We start from the raw sequence: 16,693 nt of genomic DNA on the forward strand, positions 1-16,693 counted from the left end.
CGGTGAGGAGGTCACTCCACGGGGAGACGTGGGGCTATTTGAATGTCATGGTGACGTGGGCCTCTGGGTCCACGCCCCGGATAATGCCCTCGTAGAAGGCTCGGGCCTGGTCTTGGAGTAGCTCCCGATTGTCGTTGATATCCTTGCGCTTCTTATCGGCGCTCAACACATCAGACACCGTGGACGCGGCATCCAGCGGCTGCGTGGTCCAGCTCAGCACACCATTGTCCTCCACCGCAGTCTTGAACTCTTCATCGCTGTGACCGATGAAAATGAACTCAGGGATGTCAACGGTATAAGCATGCTCGCTCGTCTCGGTGACGCGGACATCCTTGCCTTCGATGCCAAGCTTGGCTTTGTAGGAGTACTGGACAAATTGGGTACGGTCAGTCCATGGAACTCGCACACCAAAGACCTCCCCAGCGGAGGACTTTTCCGCCAAACCTTGGATTCCGAGGCTAAGCAAGACAACCTGTTCCTGGCGTTCCACGGCCGTAACGACCTGCGAGTTGGTGGACTCTACTGGGGCCGTATAGACGTCATGTGGCTGGCGAACAGCATAAACGCCCAAGCCAGCGCAGACTAAAGAAAGAAGCACCACGATAGCAATGAGCATGGTGCTGAGTTTGCGGCTCGTCATGGATCTTAGAGCTGGAACTGCTCGGTTACTTCACTGCGGCGCTTGTGCTCCATCCAGAAGGACAGGAAAGGCACCACGCCGGCCAGGGCAGTAGTGATGAGCTTGCCCACCGGCCACAGTGCACGCGGTCCAAGAATGAGGATGGACACGAGGTAGACCATGTAGGCGACGCCGTGAGCCTGGGCAATGAGAGTGGCCCAGGATGGCATCTCCATGCCCACGCCGTACTGCAAGATCATACGCACCACGAGAATGAGCAGGAAAATACCCGTAATCGTAGCGGCGATGGAAAAGAACTTCAGCGGACCGCGGATACGCTCCTTGCGGTCTGGATGCACGGCATTGGTCGCTGGGTTGCTCATAGATTCTCCTCTTCGGTGCCGCGACGGCGGCGCTGTTTATTCATGGCATTAAAAGTCTCGACGTCCACCTGCGGCCGGGGCGGCAGAAAATCCTCGTCGATCTTAGTCACCTGCTGTTCCTGCGCGGCGTCCTTGGGCGTGGCTTCATATTGGGCAGGCTCCTGCCCCATTTCGAGGGCCTCATTCTCCGCATCAATGCGTTCGTTCTCATAACGCATCGCGGTGCGATAGGCATAGACCACAAACACAGCAAAGAGCGGCCACTGGAAGGCATAGCCTAGGTTCTGGAAGGTACCCGATCCAGATTTAAAGCGCGTCCACTGCCAATACGCGAGGAACAAAAAGAGCACGACGAAAAACACGATGAGGACGATATGCCACCATCGGGCCTTCATCTTCTTTCGCGGGGCTTGGTTGGTGCTCACGCGTATCAGCCTACCCACCTCGATCTGAAAAGTGGATTTCCGTCGATGGCCTGCCGCCCTGTATGCTATTCAGCGTTGCTTCGAGCACACTGTGCTCTGTGGCAATTGTGTTTGCGCCCGTGGCGGAATTGGCAGACGCGCTAGATTTAGGTTCTAGTGTCTTATGACGTGTGAGTTCAAGTCTCACCGGGCGCACAACGTTAAGGCCTGCGCTGAAGCTATGTACTTCAACACAGGCCTTGTTGCTTGGGCTAAGGAACCCGACTCCCCCGGTCAGATGCTGCCGTGGCTCGGCGAATGCCTAGGACCGGCTAGCCAGAGCAGCGAGCGGTTCGCGCAGCTGGGCCAAAGCACGGCCGCGGTGCGACACAGCGTTCTTTTCTTCCGGGGACATGTCGGCTGCGGAGCGCTCCTCGCCTTCGGGCTGGAAGAGAGGGTCGTAGCCGAAGCCATTCTCGCCCTGCGGCGCAGTGAGAAGGCAACCAGGCCAGCGGCCTTCCACCACGTGCTCCTGACCGTCTGGGGTCACAAGTGCACACACCGAGACGAATGCTGCTGCGCGGCGCTCAGCCGGAACGTGGGCCATCTGCCCCAACAAAAGGCGGTTATTCGCCTCATCATCACCGTGGCCGCCAGACCAGCGCGCCGAAAGAACACCCGGCATACCGTTGAGTTCCTCGACGGCGAGGCCGGAGTCATCAGCAATCGTAGCCAGGCCGGTGTGCTCCACCCCGGCGCGAGCCTTGATCAGAGCGTTGTCGGCAAAAGTACGGCCATCCTCAACGGGCTCCGGGTAGGCCTCCACCGCGGACAGCGGAAGAAGCTCGATACCCGCGATGCCCGCCTCTGCCAGAATCTTTTCCAGCTCTTTAAGCTTCTTGGTGTTATTGGAGGCAACGAGAAGCTTTACCATCCCAGGGCCGCCTTCTGGGCCTCAATCAGCTGCGCGCAGCCAGCCTGGGCTACGTCGAGCATGTCGTTGAGCTCTTGGCGGCCGAAGAGGCCGTGCTCACCGGTGCCCTGGATTTCCACGAAGTCGCCGCCTTCCTGCATGACCACGTTGAGATCCACCTCGGCACGGGAGTCCTCCTCATAAGGCAAGTCCAGGCAGACGTGCCCATCGATGATGCCCACAGAGACTGCCGCGATCGGGTCAAGCAGGGGCTCGCCTGGTACAACGCCCTCTTCTTTGAGGTATGCAATCGCATCAGCCAAAGCCACGTAGGCGCCCGTAATGGATGCGGTGCGGGTACCGCCATCAGCCTGGAGTACGTCGCAATCCAGCTGGATGGTGTTTTCGCCCAACTCAGACAGGTCAACGGCAGCACGCAAGGAGCGCCCCACCAGACGAGAAATCTCGTGGGTACGGCCCTTGACCTTGCCCTTCATGGATTCACGCGGCATGCGCTCATGCGTGGACGACGGCAGCATGGAGTACTCGGCAGTGAGCCATCCCTCGCCGGAATCCTTCTTGAAGCGGGGCACTCCGAATTCGACGGAGGCGGTACACATGACGCGGGTGTTGCCGAACTCCACGAGGACCGACCCAGCCGGGTTGGTGGTGAAGTTGCGGGTAATGCGGACGCTACGGAGTTGGTCGAGCGCGCGACCATCAGCACGAGTGAAATCAGTCATGCCCCCTACCCTACCGTCAGGCCTTAGAGCTCAAACTCCATCCCGGACGCACCGAGGACGATCTCACCGTCAAACTCGCGGGCCGCGGCCGCATAGGTAGCGGCGGCGTCGCCCCACGGCTGCAGGTGAATGAGCACGAGCTTCTTAACTCCGGCCTCGCGGGCGAGACGGCCGGCTTCGGCGCCGGACATATGCATGTCCGGTGCTTTGTCCTCCGAGGTTTCGCCCCATGCGGCTTCACAAAGGAAAATGTCGGCGCCGCGGGAGGCATCGACAAGCGCGGGCGTATAGGCCGAGTCCGCGGAGTAACACAAGGTGGCCCCACTTTTCGCGTGCTCCATGCGCAGTGCGTACGTCTCTACCGGGTGGACGGTGCGGAACGGGGTGATAAAGACATCGTCGACAAGCTGGCGCTCGCGGTCCACCCAGGGACTGAACGCGAAGGTATCACTCATGTCATCCACGCCCTCGGGGTCATCCGAGGACAACCGGCCCAAATGGGATTCCGTACGCTTCGGACCGAGGCAGAAATTGCGAGAAGCTGCCGGCGCCGTGGGATGGAAGCGGCGCCACACCATCAGCGAAGGGAAGTCCAGGCAGTGGTCTGCATGCAGGTGGGTCAACGCCACGTGAGCATCACACGGATCTTGATGTTCCTGCAGGCGAGCAAGGGTGCCAGGGCCCAGATCCATAACGATGGACGGGGCAGAGTCGAAAGACACGAGGTAGCCGGAGGCGGGGTTACCGATAGTCGGCACCGAGCCGGAACAGCCTAGGATGGTCAACTTCATGCGTTCAATAGTCCCACGAAACAAAGCGGATTGCTGGATTTGCGTCGATTGTACCTGTTGAGTCCCGCTAAATCTGGGGTCCCAAGAAGCGGGTAGCCAGCTGGGAGAACGACTCATGGTCACCGGTGCATTCAAAGCTGCGCGTCGGTGTATGCCCCTGAGGCGCCAGCATGTCTGTTGTGGTGAGAATGCGCATGACATCCTTCGCTGTCTCCTCCGCGGAGGACACGAGCGTAACGTTGTCACCGATGGCCAGCTGGATAACCCCGGTGAGCAGCGGGTAATGCGTGCAGCCCAACACGAGCGTGTCCACCCCCGCGGATTGCAAAGGCGCGAGGTAGCCCTCCGCCACCCCCAGAATTTGGCGGCCGGCCGTAATACCGCGCTCCACAAAATTCACGAAGTCCGGGCAGGCCACGGAAAACGATTCAACATGGGGGTTGACCGCGAACAGGTCCTGATAGGCACCGGAGTTGATGGTGCCCTCAGTACCGATGACACCAATCTTGCCGTTGCGTGTCGTGGCGATGGCTCGGCGCACGGCCGGGCGGATAACCTCAACGACGGGGATGCTGTAGCGCTCGCGGGCGTCGTGAAGAAAGGCGGCAGTGGCGGTGTTGCAGGCAATGACGAGCATTTTGCAGCCGCGCTCCACAAGCTCATCCGCAATGGCCGTGGACAACTCACGGACCTGGGCAATCGGCCGCGGGCCATACGGCGCATGGGCGGTATCACCGATGTACATGATGGACTCGTCCGGCAGCTGCTCAATGATGGTGCGCGCCACGGTCAACCCGCCCACCCCCGAATCGAAGATGCCGATGGGGGACGATGCATCAGGCATTAGCGCATCCCTGCCCTAGGCGTCGGCGTAACCTTCTTGATCGGGTCATCGGAGGTAATCACCATGCCCGCCACGATGCCACCGATCGCACCGAAGAGGTGTCCTTGCCAGCTCACGCCCTCATAAATAGGCAGCACACCCCAAATGAGACCGGAGTAGGCAAAGCCCAAACCAAGACCGACAAGGAATTGCGTCAGCGACCGGTTAAAGATGCCGCGGACGATGAGGTAAGACAACCAGCCATAGACCATGCCCGAGGCACCAATGTGGGAGGTACCCGGCCCGCCCAGAAGCCACGTGCCGACGCCCGCAATGAGCACGACGATGATGGTGACCTCCCACCACGCCTTGCGGCCGGACAGACCGATCAGGAAGCAAAACACCGCACCTGGTAGGGAGTTTCCAATGAGGTGCTCAAAGTTCGCGTGCAACAGCGGTGCGGTGAAGATTCCCCAAATGCCGTTGAAGTCCAGCGGGTGAATACCGTATTGACCCAGCCCGTTGCGGAAAACGAGGAAGTTGATGATGTGGATAACCCACTCAACGACTAGGAACCCCACGGTCAGAGTGGCGGCCGTCTTGAGCCGCCCGGTGCGCGTGTAATTCTTCGAATCACCCGAATTCACGGTGCGCTGGTGGCTCACCCCGGGGCTTCCCGGGATGGGTTGGAAGGGGTTGGTCTGATGGGAATTCTTCTGGCCGAACGGTCCATTGCTCGTCATAATGCCTCAACTTTAGCAAGCCAACAGCGATGAGTACGCCTCTAAGCCCAGCCCCGGGGAGGCGCTCACCACGGCATCCACGATTGCGGCCTCGACAGCATCTGCCGCCGCGGCGCTCAAGGTAGCGAGAACCTCAGAGTCTACGTCGGAGGCGGTTCCCGCCGCGCTTGACGACGCCGCGAAGATCGCATCACCATCCAGTGGCGAGTGCGCCGGGCGCACCGCACGCGCAATACCATCGTGGCCGGCCAAGGCTAAACGCTTGGCCTGAGCCTTGGTGATGGGTGCATCTGTGAGCACAGCCCCGATGGTCGTGTTGAGGTGGGCCTCCGCCAGGCTCTGTGCGGCGGCGAAGCGCTCCACGTCCACGGGGGTTTTCTCCGGAGCTCCGAACAGACGGCCGGTCTCACCATCGATGACGTTGCCCACGGGGTTGGCCACGATGACGGCGGCAAGGGTGTAGGGGGAGACGTCGATAAGCGCTATGCCCACTCCCCCGCGCACCTTGCCTGCGCACGCCCCCACTCCTGCACCCACGCTGCCTGTAGAGGCATCATGACCGCTCAATGCGCTGCGCAAGGCCGCTGCACCATCCTCCGCGGTAGGGCGCTGCGGGCCAGCCAACAGATCGAAGATGACCGCACCGGGCACGATAGGCACGCGTGGGCCCGGCTTGTCCTCGCCAAAGACGGGAAAACCGACCCCGGCCTCCGCAAGCTCGCGCATGACTCCGTCCGCGGCTGCCAAGCCAAAAGCCGAGCCGCCGGCCAACACTAGGGCGTGGATACGCTCGACGGTATTGTGCGGCTCCAACAAGTCTGTCTCGCGCGTGCCGGGGCCGCCGCCGCGCACGTCAACGCTGGCCACTGCGCCGTGCTCGCCACAATAGATGACGGTAACCCCAGTATCCTCGCGCGTGGCGTGGCCGACAGAAAATCCGATCTCGGGCAAACTCCGCATGGGCTTAATCCAGAATGACGTTGAGCAAAGAGTCCTGGCAGAAGGCCAGCCACTCGACGAGGGTGTCGCGGTCTGCGCCCTGGGAATGGTCATCAAGATCCCCCGCCGCAACGAAAAGACGCAAATCATTGAGTCCGGCGAGGAAGGCGTGGGCCTCCTCCTCACTGACGGTGACCTCCACGCCACCGGTGGGGCCTAGCGCCTCGTTGATGATTTGGAGGTTTTCCAGCTTGGCGCGGGCAATATCATTCTCGTGCAGCGAGCGCAGCAGGGAATTATCACCATCGAATTCCTCATCGCCGGGCTTCTGGAAATCCGGGAAGAGGCGAGCCAGCGAAGGATCCTCCGGGGCCTCCGTGTGACCGGTGGGCATATCTACAAGGTCCGCCAATTCATCCTTCGGCGCGGACTGGGCGCGGGCGATGATGGCTTCGGAGACCGTCGCGGTGAGATCCCCAATGACCTCGCGCTCCATTGGCTCGAAAACAGCGGTGAACTTAGCACCGCGCATGAGAGACTTTTTCTTCTTCCACGCCTGCATACTGTTTCTTCTCCTTAGCCCGCCTGCTGCATCGTGGCCCACAGGCCGGCGACCTGGAGCTTCTTCACATCGGCCTCAACCTTATCGCGCTCACCGCTAGACACGGCGGCTTTACCTTCGGTGTGGACCTGCATCATGAGTTCGTTAGCCCGCTTTTTGTCATAGCCCAGGACCGTCTGAAAGACATAGGAAACGTAGCTCATGAGGTTGACGGGATCATCCCAGACGATGCACATCCACGGCAGGTTTTCGCTCGTGGCAACGTCGACCTCAATAGCCTCATCCAGTTCCGGGGTGGCCATGGGCGAACTCATGACCACGCCCGCGGAGGTTTCTTGGTGCGCATTCATGCCCTCCACCCTAGCCAAAAAATCCGGCGTTGTGAGCCGCTATACTAGCGGGGACTCAATATGTGACTTCACTTCCAGATGGCTGCACTTCGATGAACACTTTTCTCCTCCCCACCATCGTGACGGATCTCCTCGCCGGACGCGGCCCGGCCAAAGATGACCTCGTGCTGCTCCTGAAGCGTGTCCTGACTGCCGTCGTCTTCGGTGGCACCCTTGTTACCGCGATCATCAGCCTGACTAGTCCCTCACAGGATGGCAGCTCGAAGGACACTCCGGCCCCCGAACCGGCACCAGCAGCGTGCGACTATGAACTTCCCGAGGTTTACGTGCAGCGTCAGCTCCAGGATATTCAAACTGACCTCATCGAGGCCCTCAATGAGTGGCGCAAGGAAGACAATCAAGGGCCCCTGCTGCCGTGGATCGAACGCCAGACCGCTGCTCGCGAAAAGGCCGAATGCAACGCGGTGACACACAGCCAGAAACCTGCGGATGAGAATGTTCAGATGGTGCAGCACCACCTTCCGCTCGACCAGGCCAGCGGTTATGAATTTGTCGAGGCCTTCCGCCAGTCCCCCTCCCACCTTGCTGCGCTTCGGGATCGCCGCATGAGCACCGCCGCCGTCGGCGTGGCCTACAGTGACGGCGAAGTCTACGTAGTCATCCAGCTCGAAGAATAGTTTTACTGAATTTTCGCGGCACACTGAGTAGCATCTTTGATGTGACTAATACCTCAGAACACGTTGTGGAGACCGGAAGCGCTCCTTCTGACCGTTCCACGGCCCTCCTCACCGACAAATACGAGTTCACCATGCTGCAGGCAGCGCTCCGTGATGGCTCTGCACACCGCACAGTTGCCTGCGAGGTCTTTGCTCGCCGCCTGCCCAACGAGCGGCGCTATGGCGTCGTCGCTGGAACCGAGCGCGTGCTGCGCGCGGTGCGAGACTTCCGCTTCACAGCCCAGCAGCTGGCAGAGATGGATTTCCTCGATGAGCAGACCAAGGACTACCTGGCCAATTATCGTTTCTCCGGTCAGATTGATGGTTATCGCGAAGGCGAAATCTATTTCCCTTACTCCCCGCTGTTGACGGTGCGCGGTACCTTCGGTGAGTGCCTCATCCTGGAGACGGTCCTCCTCTCCATCATGAACTCTGATTCCGCAGTGGCCTCCGCGGCATCTCGCATGGTCGTAGCGGCTGATGGCCGCCCGATCATTGAAATGGGTTCGCGCCGCGCGCACGAGTATGCCGCAGTGACTGCCGCGCGCGCTGCCTACCTGGCGGGCTTCGAGGCCACCTCTAACCTGGAGGCGGGCTACCGCTATGACATCCCAGTATCGGGTACTGCTGCGCACTCCTGGACGCTGGCCCACGTCAACGAGGATGGCACCCCCAATGAAGAGGCTGCCTTCCGCGGCCAGATCGAGACCCTCGGTGTGGACACCACGCTGCTCGTCGATACCTATGACATCACCAAGGGGGTGGAAACCGCCGTGAAGGTTGCGGGCCCAGAACTCGGCGGTGTCCGCATCGACTCCGGTGACTTGGCTGCGGTTACCCGTCGCGTACGCGCGCAGCTCGATGACCTGGGAAACCACAACACCAAGATCGTGGTCTCCTCCGATCTCGATGAGTTTGCCATCGCTGGTCTCCGCGGCGACCCGGTCGATGTCTACGGCGTGGGCACCTCCGTGGTCACTGGTTCCGGCGCTCCAACCGCAGGCATGGTTTACAAGGTCGTCGAGGTCGATGGCCATCCGGTGGCCAAGCGTTCTTCCTCCAAAAAGTCTCGCGGTGGTTCCAAGCGCGCGCTGCGCACGTACCGCTCGTCCGGCGTGGCCGTCGAGGAGCTCGTGCTGCCTTTCGACGCCCAGGATCCGGACACCGGCACCCTGAGCACCCGCGAGATGACTGTTCCTCTCATGCGCGACGGCGAGATTGTGGAAGGCCTGCCTACCCTCCATGAATCCCGCGAGTACCTGGCTCAGGCCATCACCACTCTGCCGTGGGAGGGCCTGGCGTTGACCCGTGACGAGCCGGCGGTGCCCACCCGCTTCATCGGGTTCGACTCCTAGGCACCCGCCGTCGCAGCATGGCGTGCGAGTAGCACTACACTGGGGCAAATGGACGAGCACTCAGCAACGGTTGAACTTCTCGACGCCGCCGTCGCCGCCCTAGGTGGTGCGCGCCGCGAGGGCCAAGTGCGTATGGCCACTGCGGTGGCCTCCGCGTTGGAGAAGGAGCGCCACCTCGCGGTGCAGGCAGGTACCGGTACAGGTAAGTCCTTGGCTTACCTGGTTCCCGCCTTCCGCCATGCGCAGGAAACCGGCAGCACCGTCATCGTCTCCACCGCAACGCTGGCCCTGCAGCGTCAGCTCGTGGAACGCGATCTTCCGCGCCTAGCCGAGGCCCTCGAACCGCATCTGGCGAAGAAACCTACCTTCGCCATCATGAAGGGCCGCTCCAACTACGTCTGCCTCAACAAGGTATCTCGCGCCTCCGAGTTGGAGAGTGAGGACACCTTGCTCGACGCCGACTCCCCCTCCGCCCTCGGCCGCCACGTCCAGCGCGTCTACGAGTGGGCCGAAGACACCGAAACTGGTGACCGCGAGGATCTCGAACCGGGCGTGCCGGACTTGGCGTGGCGCCAAGTCTCAGTGACCTCCGCCGAGTGCTTGGGCGCGACGCGCTGCCCCCACGGCGAAGACTGCTTCGCGGAACTGGCGCGGCGCCGGGCTGCCGATGTCGACGTTGTCGTGACCAACCACGCCCTTCTGGCTATCGACGCCGTCGCAGACGTGAACATCCTGCCTGAGCATGACGTCGTCATCATCGACGAGGCGCATGAGCTCGATGGCCGCATCACGTCGGTCTCCACTGCAGAAATCACAGGCCGTGCGCTCAAGATGGCCGCTACCCGCGCCAAATCGCTGGGTGCCAATGGGAAGGACCAGCGCCTCACTGAACAGGCCGCTGAGCTCACCCAACTGCTCGGTGAATTCCTCCCTGGGCGCTGGACAGACCTTCCGGAGAACGCCAAGCAGCAGCTCATGGCCTTGGCGGACACGTTGTCCTCCTGCCGCGACACTATTGCCCGTACCCCGGAAGGCGAGCAAACCTCCGATCCGGAAAAGTTTGCTGAGCGCCAAAACCTAGCCAATCACTTGAGCACCCTCGTCGAGGCCATTGCCCGCATACTTGATGTCTTCGCCACCGGGGACCCAGCTGCCCACGCCGACGTGGTGTGGCTGGAGCGCGATGAGCGCACGCTCACCGATACCCTCGCCGTCGCTCCGCTGTCCATCGCGGGCATGCTCCATGAGAAGCTCTTTGGCGAGCAGACCGTAGTACTAACCTCAGCCACCCTGGCTTTGGGCGGGCGCTTTGATGCCATGGCAGCGCAGTGGGGGCTGCCGAAGGGAACGTGGGATTCCCTCGATGTGGGCTACCCCTTTAATCCCGCCCGCAGCGGCATCCTCTATACCGCGAGCCACCTGCCACAGCCGGGCCGCGATGGTCTATCCCCGGAAACTCTCGAGGAGATCCGCGAGCTCATCATGGCTGCCGGCGGCCGCACGTTGGGTCTCTTTTCCTCGCGCCGCGCTGCCCAGCAGGCGGCGGAGGCGCTCAAGCCGCGGATTCCCTTCGACATCTTTCTTCAAGGCGAGGATTCCATCGGCGCCTTGGTGGACAAGTTCACGAAGAACGAGAACTCGTGTCTCTTCGGCACGTTAAGTTTATGGCAGGGCGTCGACGTGCCCGGCCCCTCCTGCTCCCTGGTTCTCATTGACCGCATCCCTTTCCCCCGCCCGGACAATCCGCTCATGCAGGCTCGCACCGAGGCGGCGAAGGCGGCCGGACGCAACGGGTTCATGGAGGTTTCCGCCACGCATGCGGCCCTCCTCATGGCGCAGGGCGCGGGACGTCTGCTGCGTTCAGTTGATGACCGCGGCGTGGTAGCAGTTCTAGACAACCGCTTGGAAACCAAACGCTACGGCTCCTACCTGCGCGATTCTATGCCGCAGATGTGGCGCACCACTGATCCGGAGATCGTGCAGGGCGCGCTCAAGCGGCTTGTCGAGTCCCGCTAGTTAAGGCTGGCGCAGTGCACACACCGTGGCCGAATCTGGGGCAACCTCGGTAAAGCCGGCGTCGCGCACAACAACAGCACCCTCGCGGCTACAGGCTTCGGCAAAGTCCTCCGAGCTCACCTCACGCACGGACAAAGGGAAATCGCGCTGAGCCCACTGCTCGACGTCGTCCAGGCTCATCGCCGCGGCCAGCAGCATCGATCCATGGCCAACCTGGGCTGCGGCCTTGCCCGCACTCATCTTGAGGGAGGCGTCGATGAGGATAAGGGGGACGTCGGCAAGCGCGGGCCCTGGTTCATCCATCGGCAGATCCGTGTGCCCAATCTGGAGCTTCGCCACGAGCGGATCAACCTCCGACACTGCCGAGGGGACGAAGGCCCGCGCCCGGTCATCCACCGTTACACCGGGCAGGGTCTGCACGTCACGCCAGGCCTTGTTGCGAGCGCGGCGCGCGACTTTGCGAATCCGGTGCCCGTACCACTGCCCCAGGGCCTCCGCGAAGGCACCGTCCTGGCCGGCGCGCTCATCAAGGCAGAGCTTGACGACGGCCCTTCCCGCCGCCTCCAGCACCTCCGTGCGGCTTGGCGGATCCTGCTTTGGCAGGTGAAGCGCAATCTGCATCGCCTGAATGGTCTCCGGCTTATCCGGGTCCTCAGGATCATCGCGCCAGCTACGCTCGCTACAGGCCTCGACAAGGCGGCGGTGAGCCTCGCGAAGGTTAGTCAACGACAACCTCCTCCATGGGGATACCAAGAATCTGCAGGATCTCATCCATGTAGGGGTGGTTGACGGCGGCGTCGGCGACCTCCCGCAGCGCCGGCTTAGCGTTAAAAGCAATGCCCAGACCAGCGGCGGAAATCATGTCGATGTCATTAGCTCCATCGCCAACCGCGACCGTCTGGCGCATGCTGAGGCCGGAATCGGCGGCGAACTCGCGGAGAAAGTTCTCCTTAGCCTTGCGGTCAACAACGTCACCAATGACGCGGCCAGTGAGCTTGCCGTCCTCAATTTCAAGAGTGTTAGCGCGCAGGTAGTCTAGTTCGAGTTCCTTCGCCAGATCCTCCAGAACCTGGATAAAGCCACCGGATACCACCGCAACGCGGTAGCCCATTCGCTTGAGGGTGCGGATAGTGGTGCGCACGCCTGGCGTGAGCTCAATATCAGCCGCGGTCTGCGCGATGACCGACTCCGGCAACCCAGCCAGCGCAGCCACTCGTTCGCGGAGGGATTCCTCGAAGTCCAACTCGCCGCGCATCGCGCGCTCGGTCACGGCCGCGACCTCAGCTTCCTTGCCCGCATGAGCGGCAAGCATCTCGATAACCTCGCCCGTGATCAAGGTGGAGTCGCAATCGAAGCAAATGAGGCGCTTGGAGCGGCGTTGCAGACCAGAGCGCTCGATCGCGATATCTACGCCCTGCTCGGTGGCCAAGCGTGCAAGGACCGCACGAACGGGATCCGAGGAACCGTCAATGGTGATGTACAGCTCCAACCCATTGAGAGGGTACGTGGACAGCCCGCGGATACGATCGATGTTGACGTTAAAGTTAGCCAGCTCCTGCGCAATGGCGGAGATGTGGCTGGCGTTGAGCTGTCGGCCCAGTACCACAACAACGTGAGTGGACCGCGGGCGGGAGGTGACTTCATCGGCGCGCAGCTCCACGGTCAGCGACTGTGCGTAGATACTCAGCGTATTGCGCAGCCCCTTCTCCATTGCCTCGATTCGTGCGTTATCGACTCGGATATACGCGGACAGGGAGATGCGGCCGGAGAAAATGGCCTGTTCGACGTCGACAAGCTCAACGTTGTACGAGCTCAGCACTCGAAAGAAGGCCGCGGACACACCGGGCTTGTCGGGACCGGAGGTTGTCACGACGGCGAAAGCTGTCTGGTTGGGGTGATCAATCTGGTTATCCACGCTGCCCATTATCGCACGTTCAGGTTGGCCACCGATAACCTATGATGCGTCGTGCTCGTAGCCAGAAGGCAGTTCAACGAGAAACGCCGCCTCCCCATCACAACGATGGGGAGGCGGCGTTTTCAGGAGTATGCGTTTCTCTCTACGCTACCGAGGTGCAGAGAGCACCGGGGCGGCGCGGGAGGCCCGCTAGTTTAGTGGCCGTAGTGGGCTTCCTCGCGGATGCGCTTGACCATGTGCGGGTAGTGCAGCTCGAAGGCCGGACGCTCGGAGCGGATGCGCGGCAGGGAGACGAAGTTGTGGCGCGGCGGCGGGCAGGAGGTAGCCCACTCGAGGGAGTTACCGTAGCCCCACGGATCGTCCACGGTGACGATCTCACCGTAGCGCCAGGACTTGAACACGTTCCAGATGAGCGGGATAACCGAAGCACCCAGGACGAAGGAGAAGATGGTGGAAATCTGGTTGAAGACCGTGAAGCCATCAGACTCCAAGTAGTCGGCGTAACGGCGCGGCATACCCATGTTGCCCACCCAGTGCTGAATCAGGAAGGTGCCGTGGAAGCCGATGAATGTCAGCCAGAAGTGAATCTTGCCCAGGCGCTCATCCAGCATGCGGCCGGTCATCTTCGGGAACCAGAAGTACAGACCAGCGAAGGCGGAGAACACCACGGTACCGAACAGGGTGTAGTGGAAGTGGGCAATGAGGAAGTAGGACTCAGCCAGGTGGAAGTCCAGTGCCGGGGAGGCCAGCATGACACCGGTCATACCGCCGAAGAGGAAGGTTGCCAGGAAGCCCATGGCGAAGATCATCGGGGTATCCCAGGTGATGTGGCCCTTCCACATGGTGCCGACCCAGTTGAAGAACTTCACACCCGTCGGAACCGCAATAAGGAAGGTCATGAAGGAGAAGAACGGCAGCAGGATGGCGCCGGTCACGAACATGTGGTGAGCCCACACAGCCATGGAGAGTGCACCAATGGCCAGAACGGCGAAGACCAGGCCGATGTAGCCGAAGACCGGCTTACGGGAGAACACCGGGATGACCTCAGAAATAACGCCGAAGAACGGGATTGCGAGGACGTAGACCTCCGGGTGGCCGAAGAACCAGAACAGGTGCTGCCACAGGATAGCGCCGCCGTTCGCGGAGTCATAGATGTGGCCGCCAAGCTTGCGGTCATACAGAACACCCAGGGCGGCTGCGGTCAGCAGCGGGAAGATCATCAGCACGATGACGGATGCAGTGAAGACACACCAGGTGAAGACCGGCAGACGGAACATGGTCATGCCCGGTGCACGAAGGGTGAGCACGGTGGTGATCATGTTGACAGCCGAAGCAATGGTGCCGACACCGGTAGCGCCAACGCCGACGATCCACATGTCAGCGCCGATGCCCGGGGTGTGAACGGAGTCAGCCAGCGGCATGTACATGGTCCAGCCGAAGTCAGCGGCGCCACCCGGGGTGACGAAACCGAGCAACATGACGACACCACCGGTCAGGGTAATCCAGAAGCCGAAGGCGTTCAGTCGCGGGAAGGCCACATCCGGTGCGCCAATCTGCAGGGGCAGCACGTAGTTACCGAAAGCCCACACAACTGGCGTTGCGAAGAGCAGCAGCATCACGGTGCCGTGCATGGTGAACAGCTGGTTGAACTGCTCGTTGGACAGAAGCTGCAGACCCGGGGTGAAGAGCTCAGCACGGAGCAGCAGTGCCATGAAGCCACCGAGGAAGAAGAAGCTGAAGGCCATGATCATGTACATGATGCCCAGCTGCTTGTGGTCGGTGGTGGTCAGTAGCGTCCAAGCCTTGGAACCAGTCTTTGCGTTACCAGTCGGCTCTGGACGTGTGGGCGCGACGTAATCGTCGAGCCGTGGCGCCACAGCGGTCATAAAATCCTCCTGAAGAACAAGTGCTTCATCGCGAACGTGCGCACGCGAGGACTCGCGTTGCGCACTACGTGATCAAACACCTAGGTTTACTCGCCTTATATTAGGGCACCTCGCGGATAAATTTCCAGCGCTCCCCTAACTTCTGCCAAGCTTGCTAACCCCGTTTGGAGCCGGAAAGTTCCACGAACTGCCTGCACGCGGGCAGCCCCTGCACCGACACCCTCTCGACCCCCTCGCCAGCCGGTGATCCAGAACACAGCACCGGGGGCAGGCGCTGACTAAAACGGGAAAAACGCACCCCCTGAAAGAATCAACCTTTCGGATGATCCTGACGGGAGGTGCGTGTCATGCCAGCCTGTTGCGGAAGTGGCGTTTCTTCCCGAAGCGACTGGAGTTACCTAGAAGTCCCAGTCCTCATCAGTGGTCTCCTCGGCCTTACCAATGACATAGGAAGAACCAGAACCGGAGAAGAAGTCGTGATTCTCGTCAGCGTTCGGAGACAGGGAAGACAGGATGGCCGGGGAAACGCGGGTTTCATCCGCTGGGAAGAGTCCCTCGAAGCCCAAGTTGTTGAGTGCCTTGTTGGCGTTGTAACGCAGGAAGCGCTTCACGTCTTCGGTCCACCCCAGCTCGTCGTAGAGGTCCTCGGTGTAGTCGATCTCATTCTCGTAGAGGTCGTAGAGCAGGTCGAAGGCGTAGCCCTTCATCTCCTCCTGGCGCTCCTCCGACAGCTGCTTGTAGCCTTGCTGGAACTTGTAGCCGATGTAGTAACCATGCACGGCCTCATCACGAATGATGAGGCGGATGATGTCCGCAGTATTCGTCAGCTTCGCGCGGGAGGAGAAGTGCATCGGCAGGAAGAAGCCGGAGTAGAAGAGGAAGGACTCCAGCAGCGTGGAAGCCACCTTCTTCTTCAGTGGATCGCCACCGCGGTAGTAGGACATGACGATCTTGGCCTTGCGCTGAAGATTCTCGTTTTCCTCGGACCAACGGAAGGCGTCATTAATCATTGGGGTGGACGCCAACGTCATGAAGATGTTGGAGTAGGACTTCGCGTGCACAGACTCCATGAAGGCGATATTGGTGAGGACAGCCTCTTCGTGTGGCGTGGTGGCGTCGGGAAGCAGCGACACCGCGCCCACCGTACCCTGGATGGTGTCCAGGAGTGTCAGGCCGGTAAAGACACGCATGGTGGTTTCCTGCTCCTTCTCCGTCAGCGTCTTCCAACTGGGGAGATCGTTAGACACCGGAACCTTTTCGGGGAGCCAGAAATTACCAGTGAGGCGGTCCCACACCTCGGAATCCTTCTCATCCGGGACGGTGTTCCAGTTAACTGCCTTCACCGGCGCCTCGTGGCTGGCGATGTAGTCGTCATACTCTTGAGACACGCGCGTTACCTCGTCTTTCTACTTCTACTGTGTTCTGTGGCCATGGTACCCATTCGGCCACCGTTCCGGTAAGTGTCGCAACTCCCCACGGAACATGCACGTCAGGCCGGTTAATTTATACTGATTTTTTATACGTTTCGAGTTCAT

18 protein-coding genes and 1 tRNA gene are annotated in these 16,693 nt (G+C 61.0%); 4 read left to right on the forward strand and 15 right to left on the reverse strand.

The features are described from left to right. Window positions 1-34: 34 nt before the first annotated feature. The 3 genes from CSING_RS10520 to CSING_RS10530 are packed head-to-tail and all read right to left on the reverse strand — an operon-like array spanning window position 35 to window position 1,397. Window positions 35-640 carry a hypothetical protein gene (locus tag CSING_RS10520; RefSeq protein WP_042532100.1) on the reverse strand — a complete coding sequence of 202 codons (606 nt, stop codon included), beginning with the start codon at window positions 638-640 and terminating at the stop codon, window positions 35-37. A gap of 5 nt (window positions 641-645) precedes the next feature. Then, window positions 646-1,002 (reverse strand): DUF3817 domain-containing protein, encoded by a 357-nt coding sequence (locus tag CSING_RS10525; protein ID WP_042532102.1) that lies wholly within the window; start codon window positions 1,000-1,002, stop codon window positions 646-648. Then, the gene (locus CSING_RS10530) at window positions 999-1,397 is read right to left on the reverse strand and encodes a hypothetical protein (RefSeq protein ID WP_042532104.1); all 399 of its coding nucleotides are present in this window, start codon (window positions 1,395-1,397) and stop codon (window positions 999-1,001) included. Before CSING_RS10530 ends, CSING_RS10525 begins: the two co-directional genes overlap by 4 nt. Window positions 1,398-1,540: 143 nt before the next feature. Between CSING_RS10530 and CSING_RS10535 the strand changes: the two genes are divergently transcribed. After that, window positions 1,541-1,622, forward strand: a tRNA-Leu gene (locus CSING_RS10535). A 106-nt stretch (window positions 1,623-1,728) separates the two neighbouring features. Here the strand turns inward: CSING_RS10535 and rdgB are convergent. From rdgB to clpS, 8 genes are all read right to left on the reverse strand, one after another. Beyond that, on the reverse strand, window positions 1,729-2,340 hold the full coding sequence (gene rdgB / locus CSING_RS10540) for an RdgB/HAM1 family non-canonical purine NTP pyrophosphatase (RefSeq protein WP_042532106.1): 612 nt from the start codon (window positions 2,338-2,340) through the stop codon (window positions 1,729-1,731). Beyond that, window positions 2,334-3,062, reverse strand: a complete 729-nt coding sequence (rph, locus tag CSING_RS10545) for a ribonuclease PH (RefSeq protein WP_042532108.1) — start codon at window positions 3,060-3,062, stop codon at window positions 2,334-2,336. Before rph ends, rdgB begins: the two co-directional genes overlap by 7 nt. A 23-nt stretch (window positions 3,063-3,085) precedes the next feature. Then, window positions 3,086-3,853 carry an MBL fold metallo-hydrolase gene (locus CSING_RS10550; RefSeq protein WP_042532110.1) on the reverse strand — a complete coding sequence of 256 codons (768 nt, stop codon included), beginning with the start codon at window positions 3,851-3,853 and terminating at the stop codon, window positions 3,086-3,088. Window positions 3,854-3,920: 67 nt separating this feature from the next. Continuing rightward, window positions 3,921-4,697: a glutamate racemase gene (gene murI, locus CSING_RS10555; RefSeq protein WP_042532112.1), complete on the reverse strand. Its 777-nt coding sequence runs from the start codon at window positions 4,695-4,697 to the stop codon at window positions 3,921-3,923. Then, window positions 4,697-5,419: a rhomboid family intramembrane serine protease gene (locus CSING_RS10560; protein ID WP_042532114.1), complete on the reverse strand. Its 723-nt coding sequence runs from the start codon at window positions 5,417-5,419 to the stop codon at window positions 4,697-4,699. The genes murI and CSING_RS10560 overlap by 1 nt, the downstream gene beginning before the upstream one ends. A gap of 12 nt (window positions 5,420-5,431) precedes the next feature. Then, window positions 5,432-6,379, reverse strand: coding sequence for a P1 family peptidase (locus CSING_RS10565; protein ID WP_042532116.1), 948 nt, complete (start codon window positions 6,377-6,379; stop codon window positions 5,432-5,434). 4 nt (window positions 6,380-6,383) lie between these two features. Further along, a complete protein-coding gene (locus tag CSING_RS10570) occupies window positions 6,384-6,920 on the reverse strand; it encodes a DUF2017 domain-containing protein (RefSeq protein WP_042532118.1) in 537 nt (178 codons plus the stop codon). A 14-nt stretch (window positions 6,921-6,934) separates the two neighbouring features. Continuing rightward, a complete protein-coding gene (clpS, locus tag CSING_RS10575; RefSeq protein WP_070537723.1) occupies window positions 6,935-7,270 on the reverse strand; it encodes an ATP-dependent Clp protease adapter ClpS in 336 nt (111 codons plus the stop codon). A gap of 92 nt (window positions 7,271-7,362) precedes the next feature. Between clpS and CSING_RS10580 the strand changes: the two genes are divergently transcribed. The 3 genes from CSING_RS10580 (at window position 7,363) to CSING_RS10590 (ending at window position 11,357) form a co-directional block, all read left to right on the forward strand. Beyond that, window positions 7,363-7,947, forward strand: a complete 585-nt coding sequence (locus CSING_RS10580; protein WP_052471419.1) for a spore germination YkwD domain-containing protein — start codon at window positions 7,363-7,365, stop codon at window positions 7,945-7,947. A gap of 131 nt (window positions 7,948-8,078) precedes the next feature. Continuing rightward, window positions 8,079-9,341 carry a nicotinate phosphoribosyltransferase gene (locus CSING_RS10585; protein ID WP_236684073.1) on the forward strand — a complete coding sequence of 421 codons (1,263 nt, stop codon included), beginning with the start codon at window positions 8,079-8,081 and terminating at the stop codon, window positions 9,339-9,341. Window positions 9,342-9,389: 48 nt separating this feature from the next. Next, window positions 9,390-11,357 (forward strand): ATP-dependent DNA helicase, encoded by a 1,968-nt coding sequence (locus tag CSING_RS10590; protein WP_042532122.1) that lies wholly within the window; start codon window positions 9,390-9,392, stop codon window positions 11,355-11,357. Here the strand turns inward: CSING_RS10590 and CSING_RS10595 are convergent, their stop codons facing one another. The 4 genes from CSING_RS10595 to nrdF all read right to left on the reverse strand — a co-directional run bounded on the left by CSING_RS10595 (window position 11,358) and on the right by nrdF (window position 16,546). After that, window positions 11,358-12,083 (reverse strand): aminoacyl-tRNA hydrolase, encoded by a 726-nt coding sequence (locus CSING_RS10595; protein WP_042532124.1) that lies wholly within the window; start codon window positions 12,081-12,083, stop codon window positions 11,358-11,360. Then, on the reverse strand, window positions 12,076-13,281 hold the full coding sequence (serB, locus tag CSING_RS10600; RefSeq protein ID WP_042532126.1) for a phosphoserine phosphatase SerB: 1,206 nt from the start codon (window positions 13,279-13,281) through the stop codon (window positions 12,076-12,078). Before serB ends, CSING_RS10595 begins: the two co-directional genes overlap by 8 nt. Window positions 13,282-13,466: 185 nt before the next feature. Next, entirely contained in the window at window positions 13,467-15,158 is a 1,692-nt protein-coding gene (gene ctaD / locus CSING_RS10605) for an aa3-type cytochrome oxidase subunit I (RefSeq protein ID WP_042532128.1), read from the reverse strand. 398 nt (window positions 15,159-15,556) lie between these two features. After that, entirely contained in the window at window positions 15,557-16,546 is a 990-nt protein-coding gene (nrdF, locus tag CSING_RS10610) for a class 1b ribonucleoside-diphosphate reductase subunit beta (RefSeq protein WP_042532130.1), read from the reverse strand. Window positions 16,547-16,693 lie beyond the last annotated feature (147 nt).

The sequence above is a fragment of the Corynebacterium singulare genome (genome assembly GCF_000833575.1).
GTDB classification, from domain to species: Bacteria; Actinomycetota; Actinomycetes; order Mycobacteriales; family Mycobacteriaceae; genus Corynebacterium; species Corynebacterium singulare.